We start from the raw sequence: 24232 nt of genomic DNA on the forward strand, positions 1-24232 counted from the left end.
ACCCCCGCCCGTGCGCGGGGCCCCGGGGCGATAATCCGCGCATGCACGCGCTGCGCACCTCGTCACTGCTGGCCCGCCTGATCCTGGCGTGGTTCGTGCTGACCGTGGGCGCGGCGATCGCCTCGCCCATCGTCCACCCCCAGGCCCTGCAGGTGGTCTGCACCACGGGCAGCAGCATCAAGCTGGTGGTGGTCGGCGAAGACGGCGGCGCCACCGAACTGGGTCGGCACACCCTCGATTGCGCGATGTGCCTGGGCGCCGGCGCGCCACCACCTCCCGTTCAGCAGCACGCACAGCGCCATGAGCCCCTGGCCCACGCGCTCACGCCCACCGTGGCCGCCGCCATCGCGGCCATCGCCGGTGCCCCCCTGCCCGCACGCGGGCCACCGACCTCCCTCGCCTGACCTGCGTTGCCGCGTGCCCATTGCCGGGCATGCGCGCGCCTGCACACGCAGCCACCGCGCCCTGAGGGCCCCGGTGCACGCCCCGGCGGCACACCGCCGTTCCTTCCCCTCGCTCCCCCATGAACACCCCATCGACACCACCCCGCCTGGCCGCCGCTGCCTTTGCGCCGGGCACCTCCCACCACCGCCGCGGCCTGCTGGCCCTGGCGCTCGCCCCCCTGCTGGCGGCCACGCTCGCTGCCTGCAAGAAGGCGCCCGTGGCCTACCAGGGCATGGACATCACGGGCGCCGAGTACGCGCGCGATTTCCAGCTCAAGGATGCCCAGGGCCAGGTGCACACGCTGGCCGACTACCGCGGCAAGGCCGTGATGCTGTTCTTCGGCTTCACGCAGTGCCCCGACGTGTGCCCGACCGCCCTCACCCGCGCGGCAGAGATTCGCCGCCTGCTCGGCGACGACGGCCAACGCCTGCAGGTGCTCTTCATCACCATCGACCCCGAGCGCGACAACCCGACCGTGCTGGGCGCCTACACCCAGGTGTTCGATCCGAGCTTCATCGGCCTGTACGGCGACCTGGAGCAGACGGCGGCAGCAGCCAAGGAGTTCAAGGTCTATTACAAGAAGGTGCCCACGGGATCCTCCTACACCATGGACCACTCGGCCTTCAGCTACGTCTTCGATCCCCTGGGCAAGCCCCGGCTCGTGCTGCGCCACGAGCAAAGCGCCAAGGCCTGCGCCGACGACCTGCGCCAGTTGCTGCAGCAGTCCGCCTGAACCGACATCCACCCCATCCAGGAAATTTCCATGCATTCCATTCCACGCCTTGCCTCTCTCGCCATCGCTCTGGCCTCACTCGCCGGCACCGCCCAGGCCCAGGTCACCGTCAAGGACGCCTGGGTGCGCGCCACCGTGCCCCAGCAGCAGGCCACCGGCGCCTTCATGCAGCTCAGCGCCGCGCGCGACACGCGCCTGGTCGCGGCCAGCTCACCGCTGACCCAGGCGGTGGAGGTCCACGAGATGGCCATGCAGGACAACGTGATGCGCATGCGCCAAGTGCCCGGCGTGGACCTGCCGGCCGGCAAGCCCGTGGAACTGAAGCCCGGCGGCTACCACGTGATGCTGATGGACCTGAAACAGCAAGTGAAGGCCGGCGATACCGTGCCGATCACCCTGGTCTTCGAGGGCAAGGACGGCAAGCGCGAGTCGGTGGCCATCCAGGCGCCCGTGCGCCCGCTAAACGCCACGGCCGCGCCCGCCGCGCATGGCGAGCACAAGCACTGAAGACGGCCCACCATGTCCCCCTCCCTTCGCACCACCGTCCAGGCCGTCCACGTGCTGGCCGGCCTGCTGGCCGCATCGCAGGCCATGGCCCAGGAGGCGGCTGCAGCGCTGCCCTCCGTCACCGTCACCGCGTCCCCCGCGCGCGAGGCGCAGCAGCGCGCCGGCAGCCTGGCCACGGGCGCCGCGGCCTCCGCGCTCGACGTGCCGGCCTCCGTCACCAGCGTGTCGGCCGAGCTGATGCGCGCCCAGTCGGTCACCACGCTGCAGGAGGCGCTGCGCAACGTGCCCGGCGCGCAGGCCGACTCGGGCTTCAACGGCAGCCACAGCCAGTTCTTCGTGCTGCGCGGCGCCGTGGCCGACAGCGGCACCGGCTCTAGCCGCGTGCTGCGCGATGGTGTGCGCCTGTCCAACTATGCCTTCGTGCCGGCCTTCACCGAGAGCGTGGACGTGCTGCGCGGGCCGGGCGCGGCCATCGGGCTGCGCAGCGAGCCCGGGGGCAGCGTGAACATCGTGACCCGCCAGCCCGAGCTGGCCAATTTCGGCTCGGCCAGCCTCGGCGGCGGTGCGCACGGCGCGCTCGACGCCACGGTGGACCTCAACCGCGTGCTCTCGGCCGAGCAGGAACTCGCGGCGCGGCTCACCGTGACGCACTCCACCGCGAGCGAATGGCGCCATGTGCCGGACCGGCTCGACGGCGTCAAGCTCGGCGTCGCCAAAAGCGATGGCGAGCGCTACCACCTGCGCCTGGGCGTGGAGGCCACGGACCACGCCTACCGGCCCGACTACGGCCTGCCCGGAGTGGGCGGCCGCCCCGCGGCCGTGCCGCAGGACCGGCAGCTCGGCGAGCCCTGGGCGGACTCGACCACGCGCAACACCCTCGTCGACCTGCACGGCGATGTAGAGATTGCGCCGGACACGCGGCTGGCGCTGGACGCCACCCACCTGCGCGGCAGCAGCACCTCGGTGCGCCAGTCCGTGGGCGCCGCCGTGGCGGGCGCGCCGCCAGACACGTTTGTGCGCCGGCTGGCCTACGAGCCAGGCACCGAGCGCCGCATCAACGCACTGGCCACCAGCCTGACGAGCGAGAAGTCCTGGGGCGCCACGCGCCACCACCTGTTCGTGGGCCTGGACCGCTACACCGAGACGCTGGACCAGCCTTCGGCCGGTGTGGCCAGCGCCAACAACCCCAACATCAACGTCTTCAACCCGGTCTACGGATTGACCACGCGGCCTGGCAGCTTCAGCTTCGCCACGACCACGCAGGACCTTTCGAGCACCGCCCTGTCGCTGCAGGACCGCATCGAGTGGGATGACTGGAGCATCGTGGCAGGGCTGCGCAGCACGCGCCAGGATTTCCTGTACGGCGCAGCGGGCACGCGGGGTGTGAAGGAGAGCAGCACCTCGCCCAAGCTGGCCGTCCTGCGCAAGCTGTCGGACGCGGACTCGCTCTATGCGAGCTATGGCACGGGCACCGCGCCCAACCAGGCCTCCTCCGCGTCGGGCCAGTCGCTGCCCTCGCGCAAGAGCCGCCAGTTCGAGGCAGGCTGGAAGTCGCTATGGAACAGCGGGCGTCTGCAGTCCGACCTGGCGCTGTACCGGCTGGAGCAGACCCACCTGCTGTCGGGCGACCTGTCCACACCGAACATGTTCGACAAGACGCTGGCCGGCAGCGGCCGCTCGCAAGGCCTGGAGGCCAGCCTGGCCGGCGACCTCACGCGCGATCTGCGCGTGCAGATCGCCTATGCCTACACCCAGGCGAAGTTCACGGAAAACACCGAGTACCCGGGCAAGGCCATCCCCAACGTGGCGCGCCACGCCCTGAGCCTCTGGGGCCAGTACCGCTGGAATGCCGAGCACGCCACAGGCGCAGGCCTGTACGCCCAAAGCACGCGCTACGCGGACATCCAGAACACCACCGTGCTGCCGGGCTATGCGCGCGTGGACCTGTCGCACACCTGGCGCACGCAGCTCGATGGCGGCCGCCAGCTGGAGCTGCAGTTGGCCCTGCGCAACGTGTTCGACAAGGCCTACTTCGTGTCGAGCCACCTGCACCTGGCCAGCTACCTCACGCCGGGGCAGGAGCGCAACCTGCACGCGTCGGCGCGTTACAGCTTCTGATCCCGGCAGGCCTGGGCAGGGAGCTGCCCGGCTGCAGGGATGGAATTTTTCCGCATGAACACATGCGGTATCCGAGTAAGGCCGGCCGATAGAATTTTTCGGACAGGCCTTACTTATTCATGCAGGACATCCACCTCACCTACCTCAACCATCCGGACGTCCAGCAGCTTGCGCTGACCGACGCCGAAATCATCGCCGCCGTGGAGGCAGGCCTGCACGCCCAGGGCCTGGGCCAGGCCACCATCGAGCCCCGCATGCACCTGGTGCCCGAGAAGGACTACCCCGGCCATTTCAACGTGCTGCGCGGCTACATCCGCACGCTGGGCGAACACGGGGTGGCAGGCGTCAAGACGGTGGGTGACTTCTACCGCAACTACGAGCGCGGCCTGCCCTCCGAGCTCGCCATCCTGAACCTGTTCGATCCGAAGACCGGCGTGCCGCTGGCGACCATCGACGCCTCGGACATCACCGACATGCGCACCGGCGCGGTCACCGCGATCGGCGCACGCCACCTGGCCCGCAAGGACTCCAAGGTGCTCGGCCACATCGGGGCGCGCGGCACCTCGTACTGGAACGTGCGCCTGCTCGATTCGATCTTCGACTTCGACGAGATCCGCGTGCACTCGCGCCGGCCCGAGAGCCGCGACGCCTTTGCCCAGCGCCTTGCGCAGGACCTGGGCAAGAAGATCACGGTGACCAGCGACTGGGAGTCGGCCGTGCGCGGCGCCGACATCGTGGTCGAGGCCTCGCGCCTGGAAAAGCCCGAGTCCCTGCTCAAGACCGAATGGATCCAGAAGGGCGCCTGCGTCATCCCCTACGGCACCATGAGCGCCGTCGAGCTTTCGCTCACCGACATCGTCGACAAGTTCGTCATGGACGACTGGGGCCAGGCCAAGGCCGGCCCCTTCGGCGCTTTGCGTGCGCATGTCGACAGCGGGCGCCTGTCCGAGCAGAACCTGCATGCCGAGCTGGGCCAGATCGTCGCGGGCCTGCGCCCGGGCCGCGAAAGCGATGGCGAGACCACGCTGTTCTGGCACCGCGGCCTGTCGCTGTCGGACATCGCGCTGGGCCACGCCATGCTGGTCAAGGCCGAGCAGCTCGGTATCGGCCAGAAGCTGCGCTTTCGCTGAGCGCGCACACCATGGCCGCCCCCGTCGCCAACGCCCGCATGTACTCGGCCACGCCACAGGCGCGCGCCGACTGGAAAGAACTGCTGGCCTGGGTGCTGCAGCATGCAGGGCTCGACTGGCCGGTGATCGACTACGACCCGCCCGCCGCGCTGAACCCGTTCTGGGCGCGCGATGACCTGGGCCTGGCCATGATGTGCGGGCTGCCCTTCGCGCTGCGCCACCAGCCCGCGCAACTGATCGCCGCGCCCATTCCCGCGCCTGCGCGGTATGCCGGCAAGGCGGTGTACTTCACCGACATCGTCGTGCGTGCGGATGCCCCGTTCGCATCGCTGGAGGACACCTTCGGCCACACCGTGGGCTACACGCTGGCCGATTCGATGTCGGGCGGCGTGGCGTTTCGCGCCCACCTGGCGCCCTACCGGGAACGGCAGGGCGAGCGCCGGCTGTATGCGCGCGCGGTGGGCCAGCTCATCCATGCACGCGGGGTCATCGAGGCGCTGGTGCGCGGCGACATCGACGTGGGCCCGCTCGACAGCTACTACCACGACCTGCTGCGCCAGGGCGACTCCGCGTTCGCGGCCCAGGTGCGCACCATCGCCACCACGGCGCCGCGCCCCATCCCGCCACTGGTGGCCACCGTACCGCTGTATGGGCCAACGCTGGAGGCGCTGCGCACAGCTCTGCGTGCCGCCATCCAGGCGCCAGCGCTGCAGGCGCTGCGCGGCCGGCTGCTGCTGGCGGACTTCGCGTTTCCATCCGCGGCCGACTACGCACCCCTGGCTGGCATCGCCCGCCAGCCCGTGCCGGCATTCGAGGAGCTGTGAGGTGAAGGCCTTCTGGCACCGCTACGAGCTGCCGACCGTTGCGCTCGGCCTGGTGCTCTACGCCGCCTGGCTGGCCCTGACCTGGTGGCATGCCTCCATTCCGGTGCTGCTGCTGTTCCTGGCGGGCGGCTACGTCACGCAGTGGCACTTCTCGCTGCAGCACGAGAGCATCCACGCCATGCGTGCCTGGCCAGCCTGGCTGCGCACCGCCTTCGTCTGGCCACCGCTCGGGCTGTGGATGCCCTACCCGCTCTACAACAAGAGCCACAGCACACACCACGTCAACTTCTACCTGACGCACCCGCAGCGCGACACGGAGAGCTACTACCACCTGCAGGGCGCCTGGCCTGGGCCCGGCAGCTGGCGCTACCGGCTGGTGATGCTCAACCAGCAGCTGTGGTTCCGCATGGTCTTCGGACCCTTCCTCAGGCTGTGGAAGCTGGCGCGCAAGGAGACGCTGCGCGTGCGCTCCGGCGACCATTCCAACCTGCGGCACTGGGCCGCCCATGCCGTGAGCCTGGCGGTGATCCTGTGGTGGGTCATCGGGGTGTGTGAGATGCCGCTGTGGAAGTACCTCGTGTGCTTCGCCTGGCCCGGCATGTCGCTGGGCATGCTGCGCACCTTCACCGAGCACCGCTGGGGCGAGCAGCCCATGGAGCGCGTGGCCATCGTCGAATCGAACACCGTAATGGGCGTGCTCTACCTCTACAACAACCTGCACCTGGTGCACCACCGCCAGCCCACGCTGCCCTGGTACCAGATCCGCCGGCGCTTCGTGGACAACCGCGAAGAGATGCTGGCGACCAACCAGCATTTCTACTACCGCGGCTACCTGCAAATCGCGCGGCTGTTCCTGTTTCGACCCGTTTTCGTACCCCACCACCCCAAGTGGTGACGGCGGCGCGCTTTCAGTCCCTTCTTTCCCCCATTCTTTGACCGAGGTAGATCCCCCATGCCCTTCCCCTTTGCCCGTCTCGCTGCAGCTGCCACCGCATGGGTGTCCCTGGCCGCTGTCGCCCAAGACTACCCGACCCGGACCATCCACCTGGTCGTGCCCTACCCGGCCGGTGGCATTGCCGACAAGGTGGCGCGCGAGACCGCCGAGGAGCTGGGCAAGCGCCTCAAGCAGCCCGTGGTGGTGGAGAACCGCAGCGGCGCCGCAGGCAACATCGGCTTCGACTGGGTGGCGCGCCAGCCGGCCGACGGCTACACGCTGCTGCTGGCCCCGGCGTCGAACCTGACGGTGCAGCCCGCCCTGTTCAAGTCGCTGCCCTACGACCTGGACAAGGACTTCACGCCGGTCTCGCTGCTGGTGCTCACGCCCCAGGTGCTGCTGGTCAACCCGAGCGTACCCGCCACCACGCCCAAGGAGCTGATCGAGTACTCGAAGAAAAACCCGGGCAAGGTCAACTTCGGCGTGAGCCTGGGCGCCTATTCGCACCTGGCGGGCGAGCTGCTCAAGACCCAGTCGGGGGCCGACTTCACCGCCATCCCCTACCAGGGCGCCGCCCCGGCGATGACCGACCTGCTCTCGGGGCAGACGCAGTTCATCTTCAACGAGGTGATCACTGCGATCCCGAACGTGCAGGCCGGCAAGCTCAAGCCCCTGGCCGTGGCCTACAAGACGCGCGCGCCCTGGCTGCCCAATGTGCCGACCTTTGCCGAAGTGGGCTACCCGGGCTTCGAGGTCACCTCCTGGTATGCCGTGGTGGCCAAGAGCGGCACGCCCAAACCCATCGTGGACAGGATCGCCGGCGAGCTCAAGGGCATCATGCAGAGCGCGGATTTCAAGAAGCGCTACGACGCGATCGGCGCCTTCACCGTGGGCAGCACGCCCGAGGAGCTGGGCAGCTTCATCAAGTCGGAGACGACCAAGTGGGTGGCCGTGGTCAAGCAGGCCGGCATCCAGCCGAACTGAACGGCTGGACGGCTGCAGGGGCCGGTTCACCCGGCGGCTGCCCGGCCTTCATCCTCGGGGAGCGGCGCCTGCGGGCACCGATGCTATGTAAACAAATAGTATTTTATGTAACTAAAAGCTAGTATCTGGCGAGCACGGCAAAGCCTGCTGCCATGAACCGCAACCCGCACCATCCGCCATTCAACGCTTCGCTCGCCAGCGAACCCGCGGGACCCAGGAAAACCTTTGCCGCCTGGCTCACCGTCATCCTGTCGCTGGCGCTGTTCGCGGTCGCCCTGCCCTATGCCCAGGTAGCGCTCACGCCGTTCCCGGCGTTCATCCCGATCTATGTCACCGCACTGGTGATCTTCGATCTGGTCACGGCAGTGCTGTTGTTCGGCCACTACCGGGCCTTGCGCTCCCTCGGGCTGCTGGTGCTGGGTGGCGCCTACCTGTTCACCGCCACGGCCACCGCGGCGTATGCGCTGATCTTTCCGGGGCTGTTCGCCCCGAGTGGCCTGCTGGGGTCCGGCCCCCAGACCTCATCGGCCCTGTACATGCTGTGGCATGCAGGCTTTCCGCTGATCCTCATCGCCTATGCCTTCATCAAGCGGAGGGAACAGTCAGGCCTGGTGCGCCGCAAGGGCCCGCGGGCGCTCTGGAGCATCGCGGTCATGACCGCCGCCACCGGGCTGCTGGTGGCGCTGTTCACCGTGTTCGCCACGGCCGGGCACGACTTCCTGCCCACGTTCCTCGAGGGCAACCGCACGACGGTCGTGGGCAAGGCCTTCCTGGCCGGCATCTGGCTGCTAAGCCTGGTGGCGCTGGGGCTGCTTCTGCGCAGCCGGCCCCATTCACTGCTCGATGTCTGGCTGCACGTGGTGATGTGCGTCTGGCTGCTGGACCTGGCCCTGGCAGCGGTCCTGAACACGGGACGCTATGACCTGGGTTGGTACATGGGGCGCATCTACGGGCTGCTGGCCGGCGGCTTCTTGCTGATCGTGCTGCTCAGCGAAAACGCGCGGCACCATGCGCGGCTGCGCGAGCTCACCACCGCACTGGAGAGCGCCAACGAGACCTTGTGGCGCCTTTCGATGCAGGACAGCCTGACCGAGGTGGCCAACCGCCGTGCGTTCGATCTGCATCTGGCGGAGCATGTGGCCCTTGCCCAGCGCCACCAGCGGCCGCTGGCCCTGGTGCTGCTGGACGTCGACCACTTCAAGACCTACAACGATGAATACGGGCACCAGTTGGGTGACGAGTGCCTGAAGGCCATCGCCCAGGTCCTGCAGGCCAGCGGCAAGCGCCCTTCGGACCTCGCTGCCCGCTATGGTGGCGAGGAATTCGCCCTGGTGCTGCCCGAAACGGGTCCCGAGGGCGCCCTGCACATCGCCAACGCCGCCCAGGCGGCCGTGGCGCAGCTGTGCATTCCCCACCGCCAGTGCCCGACCGGGCCGCACGTGACCGTCAGCGCAGGCATCGCGACCCTGCACCAGGGCGAACGGCTGACCCCGCAGAGCGTGATCGAGGTCGCAGACAAGGCGCTGTACCAGGCCAAGAATGCCGGCCGCAACCGGATCGTGCTGCTGGAGGCCTCGGCTCTGCCTTGACGGCCCCGCCTTGTGCCGGGCCCAGTCGACAGCGCCGCTCAGTTGAGCGTGTGCACCACCCGGTAACGCCCCGCCCGCACCATCTCAGCGGCCGCACTGGCATCATCCCCCACCCCGTACCCCACCACCAGCTGCACGCCTTCCAGCCCGCTGAAGTTCAGGCCCGAGGCAATGCGCACCGGCACCGTGCGCGGCAGCGCACCCGACAGGTACGCCGGGAAGGCACCACCCGTGTACTGCGCCCAGCCGTTGGGGCCCAGGAACAGCACGGTCGAGCCCGCAAAGGCCGCCACGTACACGCGCCCGGTCTTGCCACGGTGCAGCGTGGAGACCGTGGCCCCGACGTCCAGCGTCACGTTGCTCAGGGGGCCGGTCTGGCTTCCTGCGAAGGTGCCGCTGGCATCGCCCACGCGCCCGGCATCGAAGGCAGCCCCATTGCCGCCCATCACGCGCACGGGGGCGGTGGTCTTGTCGGTGCCGCCCAGGTTGGTGCCCTTGCCCCAGATCCAGACGCTGCCGTCGGTGCCGATCACGCCCGAGATCGCCGAGCCCGCCGCCGCGGCAACCACGGGCGGCAGGCCCGCGATGTGCGCGATCTTGGGCACGTCGGTGGAAGGGTTGACCAGGGTGCCGTCGCCGAGCTGGCCGGCAGCATTGGCGCCGCAGGCGTGCACGGCGCCGTCGGCGTCAACGAACAGGGTATGGCCTTCTCCGGGTTCGATCTGCTGGATGCGCGACAGGCCGAGGATGGGTGAGATATCGATCAGGGCAAAGCCCGACGCGGCCGGCACGCCCTTCTGGCCGCAGAACGGTGCGTTGGTGCCGGCCTGGCCCCACACGGCCACGGTTCCGTCGCTCTTGAGCGCGTAGTACTGGCCGGCGATGTTGACGGAGGTGGAGGCCACGGCTTGCGCCGAGGGCAGCGCGTCGATCACGACGGGCGCCGTGGCGGTGCCTGCAACCGGCGCCAGCGCCTTGTTGCCGTTCGATCCCCAGGCGACCACCCGGCCGTCCTGGCGCAGCGCGAGCACCGCGGCGTCCGAGGCGCTCAGCGCCACCGAACCTTCGGCACCGACCACCAGCCGCGGCACAGGATTGCCACCCGGGCTGGTCTGCCCGGTGCCCAGTTGGGCGGTGCTGTTGCTGCCCCAGGCGTAGACCTGGCCGGCGGCATCCGTGGCAAACGCCGCCGCCGTGTTGGTACCGGCATTGATGCTGACGATGTTGGTCAAGCCGTTGATCTGCACCGGCACGCTGGTGCCGTTGCCGCCGGTGCGGCCACCGGAGTTGTCGCCCCAGGCCCAGACGCTGCCGTCGGCCTTGAGCGCCAGCGAGAACGAGCCGCGCGCCACCACCTGCACCACGTTCTGCAGCGTGGGGATCTGCGTGGGCGTGGTGCGGGTGGCGGTGTTGCCCAGGCCCAGTTGGCCGCTGCCGCCGTAGCCCCAGGACCAGACGGTGCCGTCGGCGCGCAGCACCAGGGCGTGGTCGTAGCCCATGGAGATGGCCGGCTGCACTGCGTGCGCCGAGGTCATCGCAAAGGCACTGCACAGTGCGGCAGCACCCAGGGCTGCGGCCGTGCGGAAAGTCTTGTTCTTCAGCAGTTGTTTCATCGGTTCCCTCAACAAGAATAAAAAAGAAAAGAAAGGATTCGCTGGAAGCTCCCCGCCTGACAGCGCTGGCTGAAAAGGCCGCGCCGCAGACCCCTCGGCGCTTGACCGCTGCAGGCCGAAGCCGCCCGGCCGCCAACCCGCAGCGCCCTGGACTTGGCAGCGGTGGGCAGCACATGCACAGGCGCGGCGCACGACAGGGTGGCCGCAAGCGCCAAGACAGCGCAAGGTACCGAGGTTTGACGTCCTTCGCCCCACCCCGAGGGGGTGAGGTACCGCAAAGCCCCACCCGCACTACGGCGCTGCAAAGGCACCGAAGCGCCCGCCGTGCGCCGATGCCAAAGATGAATCGCCGGGAAAAAAGAGCCATCTGCCCTGCGGTCGAAGGATCTCCTACGGTGCTGGCCACCTCCGTACCACAGGCACAAAGACCCATGCAACACCTCGCATCGCTGATCCTGGCAGGCTTGGCACTCGTGACCGCAAGCGCCATCGCGCAACCACTGCTTGTCGGGCGCTCGCTGCCGCTGAGCGGGCCACTGCAATCGATCGGAGAGCTCAAGCGCGACGGCGCAGACGCCTACCTCCACAAGGTGAATTCCACCGGGGGTGTGGCCGGGCGCAAGGTGGAAACCATCACCTGGGACGATGGCTATGTGGCAGACAACACCGTCGCCAACCTTCGGCGCATGGCCAGTGAACACAAGCCCCTGGCCTTCCTGAGCCTGCTGCGGGTGCCCGCCGCCGGCCATGAAATCCCGCTGCTGGACGAACTGAAAATCCCGGTGGTGGGCATCGCATCCGCCACACACCTCCTGCGGGCCCGCCTGCACCGCTACGGATTTCCCGTCAGGGCGAGCGTCACGGACGAAGGGCGGGAGCTGGCAAAGCATGTCAAGGTCGTGGGAATCGATCGCATCGCCATCGTTTTCCAGGATGTGCCCCTGGGCCACGCGACCCGCCAGTCCATGGATGCGGGACTGCGCGAGGTGGGCCTGCAGGCCAGCAATGTCCTGCTGGACGCGGCAGCCACCCAGGCCGCCGAGGTGGCGCGCTCCGCCGTCCAGTCCAAACCCCAGGCCATCTTCCTGGGGGTGCTGACGCCTGCTGCAGCAGCGCTGATCCTGGAATTGCGCAAGCTGTCCTTCAATGGCTCGCTGTACACGTTCTCTTCCACCGACGTGGTTGTGCTGACGAAGCTGGTCGGCGACAGGGCCGTCGGCCTGGCGCTCTCGCAAATTGTTCCCATGTCGGATGGGCTTCGGGTCAAGGTCGTCGCCGAATACATCCAGGCGGTGAAGGAACTGGGCAAGGGAAGCCCGACGATGCTGGGACTCGAGGGTTTCCTGGAAGCGAAGATCCTCGTGGAAGGGCTGCGGCGCAGCGGCCCCAAGCCGACATCTGAGGGGCTGGTCAGGGCGCTGGAGACCCTGCGCGATTTCGATCTCGGTGGCTTCTTCGTGAACTACAGCCCCCAGGCGCACACGGGCAGCCTGTTCGTGGAGATCGACATGATCGGCCCCGGCGGAAAACTCATGCGCTAGGCGCCTGCCTGGTGCAGGCTTCTGGGGCGGCCACAGCGATACGCAGTGCGAATCACCTGGCCCTTTTTGGCATCTTCTTGATGCACTGAAGCGCCCCTAGCATGCGCCCACGTCCCATGCATCGAGTGTCCACGTGAACCGTCCCCCTGTGCCCGATCCGGGCGTTCTCACTGCAGGCCTGCGCCTGCCGCGCCACGCCATGCCCTGCTGAATTCCACCATCCCGTGCAAGAGCCTCGCCACAAGGGGCCGCATATTCCACCTCACCGGAGACAACCACCATGTTCAAGTTCACCACCTTCAAGGCCGCGGCCGCCGTCCTGGCGCTGGGCACAGCGTGCGGCGCGCAGGTGCACGCCCAGTCGCCCATCAAGATCGGCTACCTCGGCACCTTCTCCGGCCCCATCGGGGCCCTGGGCCAGGACAACTACGACGGCTTCATGCTGGCGCTGGAGCAGCGCGAGGGCAAGCTCGGCGGCACGCCCGTGCAGGTGCTCAAGGAGGACGACCAGTTCAAGCCCGACGTGGGCCTGCAGATCGTGCAGAAGCTGGTCGAGAAGGAGAAGGTGCCGATCATCACCGGCGTGATGGGCTCCAACGTGATGATGGCCGTGCACCGCCCGATCACCGAAAAGCAGGTGTTCCTGATCGGCTCCAACGCCGGTCCGTCGGCCCAGGCCGGCGCGCAGTGCTCGCCCTACCAGTTCGTCGTGTCCTGGCAGAACGACGGCCACGCCGAGGCAGCGGGCAAGTTCTCCATGGACAAGGGCTACAAGCGCATGGTGCTGATCGCCCCCAACTACCAGGCCGGCAAGGATGCGCTGCAGGGCTTCAAGCGCACCTACAAGGGCCAGGTGCTCGAAGAACTCGCGCCGGGCATGGCACAGCCCGACTTCTCCGCCGAGATTGCCCAGATCGCGGCAGCCAAGCCCGATGCGGTGTACGCGTTCTTCCCAGGCGCGCTGGCGGTGAATTTCATCCGCCAGTACCAGCAGGCCGGGTTGGGGAAAACCATCCCGCTGCAAAGCTCGTCGATGCTGGACGCCACCACGCTGCCGGCGCTCAAGGACTCGGCCCTGGGTCTGAACAGCACCCATTGGTGGGCGCCCGACCTGGACAACGCCGCCAACAAGGGATTCGTCGAGGCCTTCGAGAAGAAGTACAACCGCATCCCCTCGCTGTTCGCTGCGCAGGGCTACGACGCCGCGCTGCTGCTGGATGCGGCCATCGCCCGCGTCAAGGGCAATGTGGGCGACAAGCCGGCCTTCATGGCGGCGCTCAAAGCCGGCAACCCCCACTCCGTGCGCGGGGTGCTGAAGTTCGGGAACAACAACTTCCCCATCAACGACTACTTCGCCTTCACGGTGGTCAAGGATGCCAAGGAGCGCTACACCCTGAAGACACTGGCCACGCCGCTCAAGGCGCACCAGGACGCCTACCACGCCCAGTGCCCTCTGAAGTGATTGCTGCCCGCGCAATCCCTTGCAAGGAGCATTCGACATGACAGGTTCTCTGCTGCTTGCGCAGTTGCTCAACGGGTTCCAGCTCGGGGTGCTGCTGTTCCTGCTGTCCGCCGGGCTCACGCTGGTACTCGGGATCATGCACGTGATCAACCTGGCGCACGGCTCGCTGTTCATGATGGGCGCGTACTTCGCCGCGGCCGCCTACGGGGCCAGCGACTCCTTCGTGCTGGCGGCGCTGGCCGCCGTCGGCGGCAGCCTGCTGCTCGGCCTGGCGCTGGAGCGCATGGTGATCGCCCGGCTGTACGACCGGGACCACCTCTACCAGGTGCTGGCCACCTTTGGCGTGATCCTCATCTTCAACGAAGTGGCCCGCTTCGGCTGGGGCCAGGCGCCGGTGTTCATGAACGTGCCCGACGCCCTTTCCGGCACGGTGGACCTCTTCGGCGTAGCCTACCCGGCCTACCGGCTGGCCATCATCGCCGTGGGGCTGCTGGTGGGTGCCGCGCTGTACTGGCTGGTACACCGCACGCGCATCGGCATGCTGATCCGCGCCGGGGCCAGCGACGCCGGCATGGTGTCGGCGCTGGGCGTGAACATCGGGCGGCTCAATGCCCTGGTCTTCGCGGCCGGTGCCGCGTTGGCGGGCCTGGCCGGGCTGATGGCCGGTCCCATCCTGTCGGTGCAGCCCGGCATGGGCGAGCCCATCCTGATCCTGACCCTGGTGGTGCTGATCACGGGCGGCGTCGGGTCCATCCGCGGCGCCTTCTACGGGGCCCTGATCGTGGGCGTCGTGGACACCATCGGGCGGGCCTTCATGCCCGGGCTGATGCGCGAACTGATGGAGCGCTCGCTGGCACAGGCCGCCGGGCCGGCCATCGCCTCGATGCTGATCTACCTGCTCATGGCGGTCGTGCTGGCGGTGCGGCCTGCTGGATTGTTCCCGGTGAAACATGGCTGAAGTCCTTCCAACCCCTATGTCCCCCCTCTCCGTCCCCACCACCGGCAAGCCCATGGGCTCGCGGCGTCCTTCCCTGCGGCTGGCGGTCGCTGGCGCGCTGCTCGTCCTGCTGGCCCTGGTCCCGGTGTTCTCGCACGCCCTGGGCCAGAGCTTCTACGTGACGCTGGTGTCGCGCATGATGATCTTCGCGCTGGCCGCTACCGGGCTCAACCTGGTGATGGGCTACGGCGCCATGGTCAGCTTCGGCCATGCGCTGTACATCGGCCTGGGCGCCTACGCGGTCGGCATCCTGTCGCAGCATGGCATCGGCAACGGCTGGCTGCACCTGGCAGCGGCGCTCGGTGCGGGCGCGGTGCTGGCCACGCTGATCGGCCTGGTGTGCCTGCGCGCCCGGGGGGTGGGCTTCATCATGATCACGCTGGCGTTCGCGCAGATGTTCTACTTCCTCGCGGTCAGCCTCAAGCAGTACGGCGGCGACGACGGCTTCAGCATCGGCGGGCGCAGCGACTTCGGCGTGGTCGATCTCAACGACAACGTCGTGCTGTACTACGTGATCTTCGCAGCCCTGGTGGCGGCGCTGTTCCTGTTCCACCGGCTGGTGCATGCCCGCTTCGGCATGGTCCTCAAGGGCTGCCGCACCAACGAGCGGCGCCTGGAGGCACTGGGCATGCCCGTGGCGCGCGTGAAGCTCGCGGCCTACGTGCTGTCGGCCCTGGTCTGCGTGCTCGCGGGCGTGCTGCTGGCCAACCTCACGCGCTTCGTGTCGCCGTCCTACATGCACTGGGTGGTCTCGGGCGACCTGATCGTGATGGCCGTGCTCGGCGGCCTGGGCACGCTGATCGGCCCCGTGGTCGGCGCCATCCTCTGGCTGGCGCTGGAAGACCTGCTGTCCTCGTTCAACCTCGGCTGGGCCGTGCTCGATGACTTCGTGCGCAACCACTGGCTGGGCGTGCTCGGCCTGATGGCCCTGCTGGTCGCCCTGCGGCTCAAGGACGGCATCTACGGCATCCTCGTCGCTCGCGAGCAGGAGGACCAGCCATGAGCACCGCCACGCAAGGGTCCACGCTGCGCGTGGACGGGCTGGTCAAGCGCTTCGGCGGCCTGCTGGTCACGGACCACTTCCGCCTGGAAGTGCGCCCCGGGGAGTTGCACGCCATCATCGGCCCCAACGGCGCCGGCAAGACCACGCTGATCAACCAGCTCTCGGGCGAGCTGGCGCCGCATGCGGGCAGCATCCAGCTCGACGGGCAGGAACTGGTCGGCACGTCGGTGCAGCGCCGCGCGCGCATGGGGATCGCGCGCAGCTACCAGATCACCTCGGTGTTCCACGAGTTCACGGCGCTGCAGAACGTGATGCTGGCGGTACAGGGCGCCAGCGGCCACAACTTCGCGTTCTGGAAGCCGGTGCTGCAGGACACGGACCTGGTCGATCCGGCGCAGGCCCTGCTGCTGCAGGTGGGGCTGGGTGGCCAGGCCGGGACCCGCGTCTCGGCCATGGCACACGGCGCGCGCCGGCAGCTGGAGCTGGCGATGACCCTGGCGCTGCGGCCCCGGGTGATGCTGCTCGACGAACCCATGGCCGGCATGAGCCAGAAGGAATCGGAGGACATGGTGCGCCTGTTGCATACGCTCAAGGGCCGCTACGGCATCGTGCTGGTGGAGCACGACATGGACGCCGTGTTCGCGCTAGCCGACCGCATCACCGTGATGGTGTATGGCAAGCCCATTGCCTGCGGCACGGCCGACGAGATCAAGAACGACCCCGAGGTGCGCAGGGCGTACCTGGGAGACCAGGTGGAGGCGGTATGACGACGATGTTGCTGGAAGTCGATGGCATCGAGACCTTCTATGGCGCCAGCCAGGCGCTGTTCGGCATGAGCTTCGACGTGCGCGAGCGCGAAGTCATGACGCTGATCGGGCGCAACGGCATGGGCAAGTCGACGACCGTGAAGTCCATTATGGGCCTGCTGGCACCGAGCCGGGGCGCGGTGCGCGTGGCGGGCGAAGACGTGACGGGCCACGCCGCGCACCGGGTGGCGTGCAGCGGCATCGGCCTGGTGCCCGAGGGGCGGCGCATCTTTCCCAACCTCACGGTGCGCGAGAACCTGGTGGCCACGGCCGGCAACCGGCGCGGCAACGCCGCGCCCTGGACGCTGGCACGCGTGTACGACATGTTCCCGCGCCTGCAGGAGCGCGAGCGCAACCTGGGCAGCAACCTCTCGGGCGGCGAGCAGCAGATGCTGGCCATCGGGCGCGCGCTGATGACCAACCCGCGCCTGCTGATCCTGGACGAAGCGACCGAGGGCCTGGCACCGCTGGTGCGCGCCGAAATCTGGAAGTGCCTGGCGCGCCTGAAGGACGAGGGCCTGTCGCTGATCGTGATCGACAAGAACATCGAGCCCCTGCTGCGCCTGGCCGACCGCCATTGCATCGTGGAAAAGGGCCGCGTGGTCTGGCGCGGCAGCTCGGACGAATTGCGCCAGCAGCCCCGGCTGCTGCAGGAATACGTGGGCATCTGAACACACGCCCTACAAGACAAGGAGACATGGATGCAGACCGATTCGATGCAGGTGACGCGTTGGGGCCCGGCCGGCCCCCGCGTGGTGATGGTGCACGGCAGCGCACAGGGCAGCCGCCTGGGCGGCGAGCGGCATTTCGTGGCGCAGCAGCAGCTGGCCGCGCAGGGCTGGCAGGTCCTGGTGCCCGACCGGCCGGGCCACGGGCGCAGCCCCGACCCCGGCCGCCCCGATGATGCCGAGGCCGACGGTGCGCTGGTGGCCACACTGATGGAGGGCGAGGAAGGGGCCCACCTGGTAGGCCATTCCTTCGGCGGCTGTGTGGCGCTGGCGGCGGCGGCGAGCCACCCGGAGCGCGTGCGCTCGCTGACCATCATCGAGCCCGCCATGGCGGCGCTGGCGACGGACCTGCCGGTGGTGCGGCGCTTCCTGCTGCAGATCGTGAACGTGCTGTTCTTCTCGCTGTCGGCGCGCTCGCGCATCGAGCGCTTCATGCGGCTGGCCAACATCCCGGCCGAGATCGGCGGCCGCTCGTCCGAGGAAGAACTGCAGCAGATGGGGCGTGCCCTGAGGCGCATGAAACTGCCCAACAAGAAGACCCTGGCGCGCCAGCTCGCGGCGGTGCGGCAGGCCGGCATCCCGGTGCTGGTGGTCTCGGGCGGCTGGAGCCCGGCCTTCGACGCGATCTCCGACCGCGTGGCCGACGTCGCAGGCGGGCGCCGGCTGGTGATCGCCTCGCCGCACCATTTCCCACAGCAGGTATCGCAGGAATTCAACCAGGTGTTGGACGGCTTCATGCGCGAGGCCGACGCCCGGCAGCCCTGACAGGCGCACACGGGTGGGGCCGCCCCGGCAGCCCCGCCCTTTCTTTCGACACGACATCCCCGCCAGCTTGCGGGTTGCACCGGCCGTGCCGCGCCGCTGCGTGACCCGCCCCACAGGAAACGTCCCATGAAATTCCGCCAGAAGATTTGGGCCCTGCCCGTGAGCGCCTGCCTGGTGTTCGGCCTGGGCGTATCGGCCAGCCTGGTCATCGCATCGGGCAGTGCTTCGCAGCTGGACCGGCTGCGCCACACCGACAACCGCCTGCTGGAGACCACGCTGCAGATGGAGCGCCTGTCCGAGCACATGGACAACGCCCTGGAGGCCGCCGCCATGGGCGACCCACGTCGGCTGAACGAAGCCAAGGGCCATGCCCAGGCGATCGAGCAGCGCCTGGACGGCACCACGCCGGCGCTGCAAGCCGCGTTCGCGGCGCACCGCGAGCACAGCTTCGCCGTGGTGGAGGGCATGATGTCCGGCCAGGACGTGTCGGACCGCGTCGCACAGCGGCGCAGCGCGCAGGCGCAATGGAACGCGGGCCGCAAGGCGGTGGTGGAGGAAACCCGGCGCTCGGTGGAAGCGGGTTTCGACAACCTGGAAAAGGCCTTGCGCGACACCGTGCTCGCCAGCGCACTGACCGCCATCACCGTGCTGCTGGTGCTGGGCCTGGCCTCCTGGCTGATCGTGCGCTCGGTGTGGCACGAGCTGGGCGGGGAGCCCGGGGAGCTGCGCCGGGTGGCCGAGCAGGTCGCCTCCGGGCAGCTCGACTGGGACGCCACGCCCCAGATCCGCAACTCGCTGCACGACGCCATGGGCCAGATGACCGGCCGCCTGCGCGAGACGGTGGCCACGATCCGCGAAGCCTCGCGCTGCATCGACGATGCGGCCATCGAGATCGCCACGGGCAACCAGGACCTGAGCTACCGCACCGAGAGGGCCGCTGGCAGCCTGCAGGAAACCAGCGGCTCGGTACAGCAGCTGGCCGACGGGGCGCGCGCGAGCGGCCGCGCGGCCACGGCGGCGAATGCCCTGGCCACGGCGGCGACCGAGGCCGCCAGCCGCGGCGGCCAGGCGGTTTCGCAGGTGGTGGCCAGCATGGACGCGATCAACCAGTCGTCGCGCCACATTGCCGAGATCATCGGCGTGATCGACTCCATCGCCTTCCAGACCAATATCCTCGCGCTCAACGCGGCGGTGGAAGCGGCCCGCGCCGGCGAGCAGGGACGCGGCTTCGCCGTGGTGGCCAGCGAGGTGCGCACGCTGGCCGGCCGCAGCGCCGAGGCCGCCAGCCAGATCAAGGCCCTGATCCAGGCATCAACGGCGCGGGTGGATGGGGGCGCGCTGCTGGTGCGCGAAGCCGGCGAGGCCATGGCCCACATCGTCGACAGCGTGCACCAGGTCAGCCAGATGATCGACGGCATCCACCGGGCCACCGGGCACCAGGCCGAGGAGATCGGCGGCGTGAGCGAGGCCATCGTGCAACTGGACGGCATGACCCAGCAGAACGCCGCTCTGGTTGAGCAGTCCGCGGCCGCCTCGCTGAGCCTGCAGGAGCAGACACGCCGCCTGTCGGGCACGGTGGCGGTCTTTCGCCTGTAGCGGCCAGCAAGCCGCCGCCGCTCAATGGCGGTGGCTGGTGTCGATCACCGTGCTCGGGTCGCGCAGCGGCGCGGCGGCATGGTTCGCGGCCACGCCGTCCAGCAGGGCATCGAGCGCGCTGCGCGGGAAGTACTTGCCTGCATTGAATACGCCCGCGATCTTCGACAGGTTGGCGACATCGGCCACCGGATTGGCATCGAGCAGCACCAGATCGGCATTCTTCCCTGCTTCCACCGTGCCCATGCTGGTCTCGCGGCCGAGAAAGCGCGCCCCATTGAGGGTGGTGGCCTGCAGGATCTCCAGCGGCGTGAAGCCAGCCTTGGCGAACGCGCGGAACTCCTGGTGCAGAGAAAAGCCGGGAATCACCCAGATGCCGCCGACGTCGGTGCCCACCAGGGTCCGTGAGGCACCGCCGTTCTGGTGCAGCTGCGCCAGCGTGCGCTCGAACGACGTGTAAGAGCTGCGGAAGGTGGCCGCGGCGCTCGCCGGCTGCATGGTCTCGAAGTCGCGCGAGAGCTTGTTCCACAGGGCGCGCGTGGTCGGGTCCACGTAGCGCAGCAGCGGGTCGTTGCGGAATTCGGCGCTGTCGCTCTGGGTCATGGTGCGCATCCGGACCATGGTGGGCACCTGCCAGGTGCCCTTTTGCACCACGGCGCGGGTGACGGCATTGCAGGAGGCGCTGTCGTAGCTGTCCAGCGAGCGCTGCACGAAGGGCGCATCGGCGGCCGCATGGATGTAGGGGCTGATGGCATAGGTGGGAGGAAACGGCGATGGCAACCTGGCGCCCTTGCCGGCCAGCAGGTCCTCGCGGATGGCGGCCTGGTCCCGGGCGCAGTCGAGGGCGATGCTCCAGCCACCGCCCAGGTGCTCCATGGCGGTCCACCCGATGTTGGCAGCCTCCACCGCGCCCATGCCGGGCGAGAGGTGCCCCGCCACGGCCAGGCCCTGCGCACGCGCCTCGGCCACGATGGCCGCCAGCGCCGCGGGCGAGGCCCCGACCACCTTGACGAAGCTGCCGCCCATGGCCTGGGTCTGCCGCACGGCGGCCACGCCGTCTTCGGCCGTGCGCGCGCCCACGACCGGCGGACCGGGGATCTGCAACACCTCGGGCGCATCGAGCGTGCCGGCCGCGCGCGCGGCGTTGAATTGCCGCGCGGCGGCGATCAGCGGCGGTGCGCCGGCCATGTCGCGGATGCCCGTGACGCCGTTGGCCAGCAGCAGCGGCCAGTGGGGCGCTTTCTGGAACACGGCGGGCGGGACCGAATGGGTGTGCATGTCGAGGTAGCCCGGAACCACGTACTTGCCCGCGCCCTCCACTACCGTGGCGCTGCCTCCGGTGCGCACCGCCGCATCGGGCAGCACCTGGCGGATGCGGCCCTGCTCGATGACCACGGCCATGCGCTGCGCCAGCGCACCGGTGCGCGTGTCGACCACGGTGACATTGCGCAGCACGGTGCCGCCGGTCACTGGTGGGGTTTCCGGGGGCACGGCACAGGCCGTGAGCATGGCGCCGACGGCTGTGGCGGCCGCGATGGCGAGAGGGGATCGCTGCATGGGATGGGTCTCCTGGTTGAATGGGCGCTCCGGGCAGGAGCGCCAGCGCCCAGGGACTCTAGGTGGGGCAGCCTGATCGAAAAAGATGTGCCGTAGCTGCGGGCGATGCGCCTGCAGCATCGCTCGCAGCCGTCCGCAGGTGATTCAGTGGCGCTATCGGTGGTCCGAAAAAGCCATCTTCTGCGCAGCGCTGTGGCTGCCTACGATGCAGCGACATGACCGCCGTGCCTTCGCCTTCCCATCACCCCGCCGTGCTGCCCCTGCCCCGCTGGATCCTCGGTCCCGGCAGCCTCTCTGGCCTGCCCGGCGAGCTTGCGCTGCTGCGCATGGCGCGCCCCCTGCTGCTGAGCGACGAGGGGCTGGCACGGGCCGGCGTGCTGGAGACGGTGGCGGCCTTTCTGCCGGCCGGCACCGCATGCCACCTGCTCGCCGCCGAGGACCCGACCTGCCGCGATGCGGACCAGGCCTTTGCCGTCTACCAGGCGTCAGGCTGCGATGGCATCGTCGCGCTGGGCGGCGGCTCGGTCATCGACACGGCCAAGATCGTCGCGGCGCTGGTGCAAGCCCCTGCCGACGGCGCGCGCGGCCTGCTGGGCCGGCCCGATCGCATTGGCCCCGGGGTGGCGCCGTTGCTGGTGGTGCCCACCACCATCGGCACCGGCAGCGAAAGCTCGCCCGCCACCGGCCTGCACCCCGATGCGGGCACCCGCGCCATCGGCACGCGCAGCCCCTTCCTCGTGCCGCGCTCGGTGATCAGCGACCCGCAACTGGTGCGCAGCCTGCCGCCGCGGCTGGTGGCCGCCACGGGCATGGACGCACTGGCGCACTGCCTGGAAGGCTTTCTCGCCGACCCGCCGCACCCGCTGGTGGACGCCATCGCGCTCGACGGTCTGGCGCGCGCCTACGGCCATGTGCTGGCCGCGCTGCAGCCCGAGGCCGATGCGGCGCGCCAGGAGCTCATGGTGGCCTCGTTCGCGGGCGGGGTAGCCATCCACAAGGGCCTGGGGCCCGCACATGCCATTGCCCTTGCCTGCGGCGACCAGCGCCTGCACCACGGGATGATGGTGGCGGCCGCCCTGCCCGAGGCCATGGCCATCGCCGCCGACAAGGTGCCGGCCAAGTCCGACCGCCTGGCCCAGGCGCTGGGACTGCGCTCGCGCTTCGACATCGCCCCGGCCCTGCGCGAGCTGAATGCCGCGCTGGACCTGCCCGCGCACCTGGGCCGCGCCGGCTACCGGGTGTCGGACCCGGACGGCCTGGTCCAGGCCATGGCCACCAGCCCCTTCAACCGCAGTGCGGCCTACGCGCCCAGCGCCGACGAGTACCGCGCAATGGCAGCCACGCTGCTCTTTTGACGCCACCGAACACGACACACCCAGAACCGGAGACACGACCCCATGCCCCCCTTGATCGACCACACCACCCACTTCATCGCAGGGCGCTGGAGCGCCCCCGACACAGCCACCTTCCCCGACCGCAATCCGTTCACGGACGAGGTCGTGGCACAGGTGGCCGCCGGCACGCGGCAGCATGCGCAGGCGGCCATCGACGCCGCGCACGCCGCCTTCCCCGCCTGGGCCGCGATGCCGCCAGGGCAACGCCAGCGCCTGTTCCTGGCAGCGGCCGACATCGTGGAGCGCCGCGCCGAGGACTTCGTGCGCCTGCTGGCGGCCGAGACCGGCACCGCCTCGGGCTTTGCGCGCTTTCAGATCCGCTGGTCCGTCGACCTGCTACGCCAGGCCGCGGGCTGGGGCTACCGGCCTGCGGGCGACGTGCTGCGCAGCGACACGCCCGGGCGCTTCGCGATGGCCGTGCGCAAGCCCCTGGGCGTGGTGGCCGGCTTCGCCCCCTGGAACGGCGCCTTCTGCCTGGCCTGGCGCACCGTGGTGCTGCCCATGGCCTTCGGCAACACCATGGTGCTCAAGCCCTCGGAAGAGGCACCCCTGTCCGCCGGGCTGGTGCTGGCCGAAGTGCTCGAGGAGGCCGGCTTCCCTGCGGGCACCTTCAACGTGGTGACGCACGGCCCCGGTGACGCCGGTCCGATCGCCGACGCGTTCTTCGAGAGCCCGCACGTGCGCAGCATCAACTTCACCGGATCCTCGGCCACGGGCCGCATGCTGGCCGAGCGTGCGGGCCGCGCGCTCAAGCGCATCGTGCTGGAGCTGGGCGGCTACAACCCTCTGCTGGTGCTGGACGATGCCGACCTGGACCTGGCGGTGAACACCACGGCCTTCGGCGCCTTCTTCCACCAGGGGCAGATCTGCATGAACACGCGCAAGGTGCTGGTCGACCGCAGCATCGCCGACGCCTTCGTGGAGAAGCTGGCGGCCAAGACGCGGTCGCTGCCCCTGGGCGATCCGGCAGCGCCCGGCACCGTGATCGGCCCGCTCATCAACGACCGGGCCCTGGCCCAGGTGCGCCAGCGCGTGGACGAAGCCGTGGCCCTGGGCGCCCGCGTGGTGACCGGCGGGCGTGCCAACGGCCGCGTGTACGAGCCCACCATCCTGGTGGACGTGCCGGCAACGGCCCCGGTGAGCTGCGAGGAGACCTTCGGCCCGGTGCTGATCGTGCAGCCCGTGGACAACGCCGAGCAGGCCATGGCCGAGGCGCTGGCCACGCCCTACGGCCTGTGTGCCGGCATCCTCACGCGCGATGCGCAGCGCGGCCTGGCATTGGCGGAGCGCTTCGATTGCGGCATGGTGCACATCAATGGCGCCACCATGGCCGGCGAGCCGGCCATGCCCAACGGCGGCGTCAAGGACAGCGGCTGGGGGCGCTCGGGCCACTACGCCATCGAGGACTTCACCGAGGTGCGCCTGACCACCTTGACCCAGGGTGCGCTGCAGTACCCGGTGTGACACCCTGCGCATGCCCCAGGCCCTGGATGCAGACCGGCATCCAGGG

Annotated in this window: 21 protein-coding genes; 19 read left to right on the top strand and 2 right to left on the bottom strand. The window is 69.4% G+C overall.

What is annotated here, in order from left to right; translation table 11 throughout:
* Positions 1-41: 41 nt before the first annotated feature.
* From AC07PF_RS01310 to AC07PF_RS01350, 9 genes are all read left to right on the top strand, one after another.
* The gene (locus AC07PF_RS01310; RefSeq protein WP_007856692.1) at positions 42-404 is read left to right on the top strand and encodes a hypothetical protein; all 363 of its coding nucleotides are present in this window, start codon (positions 42-44) and stop codon (positions 402-404) included.
* A gap of 119 nt (positions 405-523) precedes the next feature.
* Complete coding sequence (locus AC07PF_RS01315) at positions 524-1177, top strand: SCO family protein (RefSeq protein WP_145694567.1); 654 nt, start codon at positions 524-526, stop codon at positions 1175-1177.
* A gap of 30 nt (positions 1178-1207) precedes the next feature.
* Positions 1208-1684, top strand: coding sequence for a copper chaperone PCu(A)C (locus AC07PF_RS01320; RefSeq protein WP_007856694.1), 477 nt, complete (start codon positions 1208-1210; stop codon positions 1682-1684).
* 12 nt (positions 1685-1696) lie between these two features.
* Positions 1697-3802: a TonB-dependent receptor gene (locus AC07PF_RS01325; RefSeq protein WP_494610591.1), complete on the top strand. Its 2106-nt coding sequence runs from the start codon at positions 1697-1699 to the stop codon at positions 3800-3802.
* A gap of 119 nt (positions 3803-3921) precedes the next feature.
* A complete protein-coding gene (locus AC07PF_RS01330) occupies positions 3922-4932 on the top strand; it encodes an ornithine cyclodeaminase family protein (protein WP_494610592.1) in 1011 nt (336 codons plus the stop codon).
* Positions 4933-4943: 11 nt separating this feature from the next.
* Positions 4944-5756: a phosphate/phosphite/phosphonate ABC transporter substrate-binding protein gene (locus tag AC07PF_RS01335; protein ID WP_494610593.1), complete on the top strand. Its 813-nt coding sequence runs from the start codon at positions 4944-4946 to the stop codon at positions 5754-5756.
* Between the two features lies 1 nt (position 5757).
* Positions 5758-6651, top strand: a complete 894-nt coding sequence (locus AC07PF_RS01340; protein ID WP_494610594.1) for a fatty acid desaturase — start codon at positions 5758-5760, stop codon at positions 6649-6651.
* 57 nt (positions 6652-6708) lie between these two features.
* Entirely contained in the window at positions 6709-7674 is a 966-nt protein-coding gene (locus AC07PF_RS01345; RefSeq protein ID WP_145694571.1) for a tripartite tricarboxylate transporter substrate binding protein, read from the top strand.
* 152 nt (positions 7675-7826) lie between these two features.
* Complete coding sequence (locus AC07PF_RS01350) at positions 7827-9263, top strand: GGDEF domain-containing protein (protein ID WP_494610595.1); 1437 nt, start codon at positions 7827-7829, stop codon at positions 9261-9263.
* Positions 9264-9301: 38 nt separating this feature from the next.
* Here the strand turns inward: AC07PF_RS01350 and AC07PF_RS01355 are convergent, their stop codons facing one another.
* Entirely contained in the window at positions 9302-10876 is a 1575-nt protein-coding gene (locus tag AC07PF_RS01355; protein ID WP_494610596.1) for an RCC1 domain-containing protein, read from the bottom strand.
* A 431-nt stretch (positions 10877-11307) separates the two neighbouring features.
* On the opposite strand from AC07PF_RS01355, the gene AC07PF_RS01360 reads away from it, so the two are divergent.
* From AC07PF_RS01360 to AC07PF_RS01395, 8 genes are all read left to right on the top strand, one after another.
* Positions 11308-12417, top strand: a complete 1110-nt coding sequence (locus AC07PF_RS01360) for an ABC transporter substrate-binding protein (RefSeq protein ID WP_494610597.1) — start codon at positions 11308-11310, stop codon at positions 12415-12417.
* A 280-nt stretch (positions 12418-12697) separates the two neighbouring features.
* Complete coding sequence (locus tag AC07PF_RS01365; protein WP_494610598.1) at positions 12698-13879, top strand: ABC transporter substrate-binding protein; 1182 nt, start codon at positions 12698-12700, stop codon at positions 13877-13879.
* Positions 13880-13916: 37 nt separating this feature from the next.
* Positions 13917-14837, top strand: coding sequence for a branched-chain amino acid ABC transporter permease (locus AC07PF_RS01370; RefSeq protein ID WP_494608659.1), 921 nt, complete (start codon positions 13917-13919; stop codon positions 14835-14837).
* Positions 14838-14853: 16 nt separating this feature from the next.
* Complete coding sequence (locus AC07PF_RS01375; protein WP_494610599.1) at positions 14854-15879, top strand: branched-chain amino acid ABC transporter permease; 1026 nt, start codon at positions 14854-14856, stop codon at positions 15877-15879.
* Complete coding sequence (locus AC07PF_RS01380) at positions 15876-16646, top strand: ABC transporter ATP-binding protein (RefSeq protein WP_494610600.1); 771 nt, start codon at positions 15876-15878, stop codon at positions 16644-16646. The genes AC07PF_RS01375 and AC07PF_RS01380 overlap by 4 nt, the downstream gene beginning before the upstream one ends.
* Positions 16643-17356 carry an ABC transporter ATP-binding protein gene (locus tag AC07PF_RS01385; protein WP_494610601.1) on the top strand — a complete coding sequence of 238 codons (714 nt, stop codon included), beginning with the start codon at positions 16643-16645 and terminating at the stop codon, positions 17354-17356. Before AC07PF_RS01380 ends, AC07PF_RS01385 begins: the two co-directional genes overlap by 4 nt.
* Before the next feature lie 30 nt (positions 17357-17386).
* Positions 17387-18178: an alpha/beta fold hydrolase gene (locus AC07PF_RS01390; protein WP_494610602.1), complete on the top strand. Its 792-nt coding sequence runs from the start codon at positions 17387-17389 to the stop codon at positions 18176-18178.
* A gap of 126 nt (positions 18179-18304) precedes the next feature.
* Positions 18305-19774 (top strand): methyl-accepting chemotaxis protein, encoded by a 1470-nt coding sequence (locus tag AC07PF_RS01395; RefSeq protein WP_007854047.1) that lies wholly within the window; start codon positions 18305-18307, stop codon positions 19772-19774.
* 21 nt (positions 19775-19795) lie between these two features.
* On the opposite strand, the gene AC07PF_RS01400 is transcribed toward AC07PF_RS01395, so the two are convergent.
* Complete coding sequence (locus AC07PF_RS01400; protein WP_494610604.1) at positions 19796-21328, bottom strand: amidohydrolase family protein; 1533 nt, start codon at positions 21326-21328, stop codon at positions 19796-19798.
* Between the two features lie 251 nt (positions 21329-21579).
* Between AC07PF_RS01400 and AC07PF_RS01405 the strand changes: the two genes are divergently transcribed.
* Together AC07PF_RS01405 and AC07PF_RS01410 are read left to right on the top strand one after the other, a co-directional pair.
* Positions 21580-22683 carry an iron-containing alcohol dehydrogenase gene (locus tag AC07PF_RS01405; protein ID WP_494610605.1) on the top strand — a complete coding sequence of 368 codons (1104 nt, stop codon included), beginning with the start codon at positions 21580-21582 and terminating at the stop codon, positions 22681-22683.
* Between the two features lie 42 nt (positions 22684-22725).
* A complete protein-coding gene (locus tag AC07PF_RS01410) occupies positions 22726-24186 on the top strand; it encodes an aldehyde dehydrogenase family protein (RefSeq protein WP_494610606.1) in 1461 nt (486 codons plus the stop codon).
* Positions 24187-24232: the final 46 nt, after the last annotated feature.

Source organism: Acidovorax sp. GW821-FHT10A04 (genome assembly GCF_059415825.1).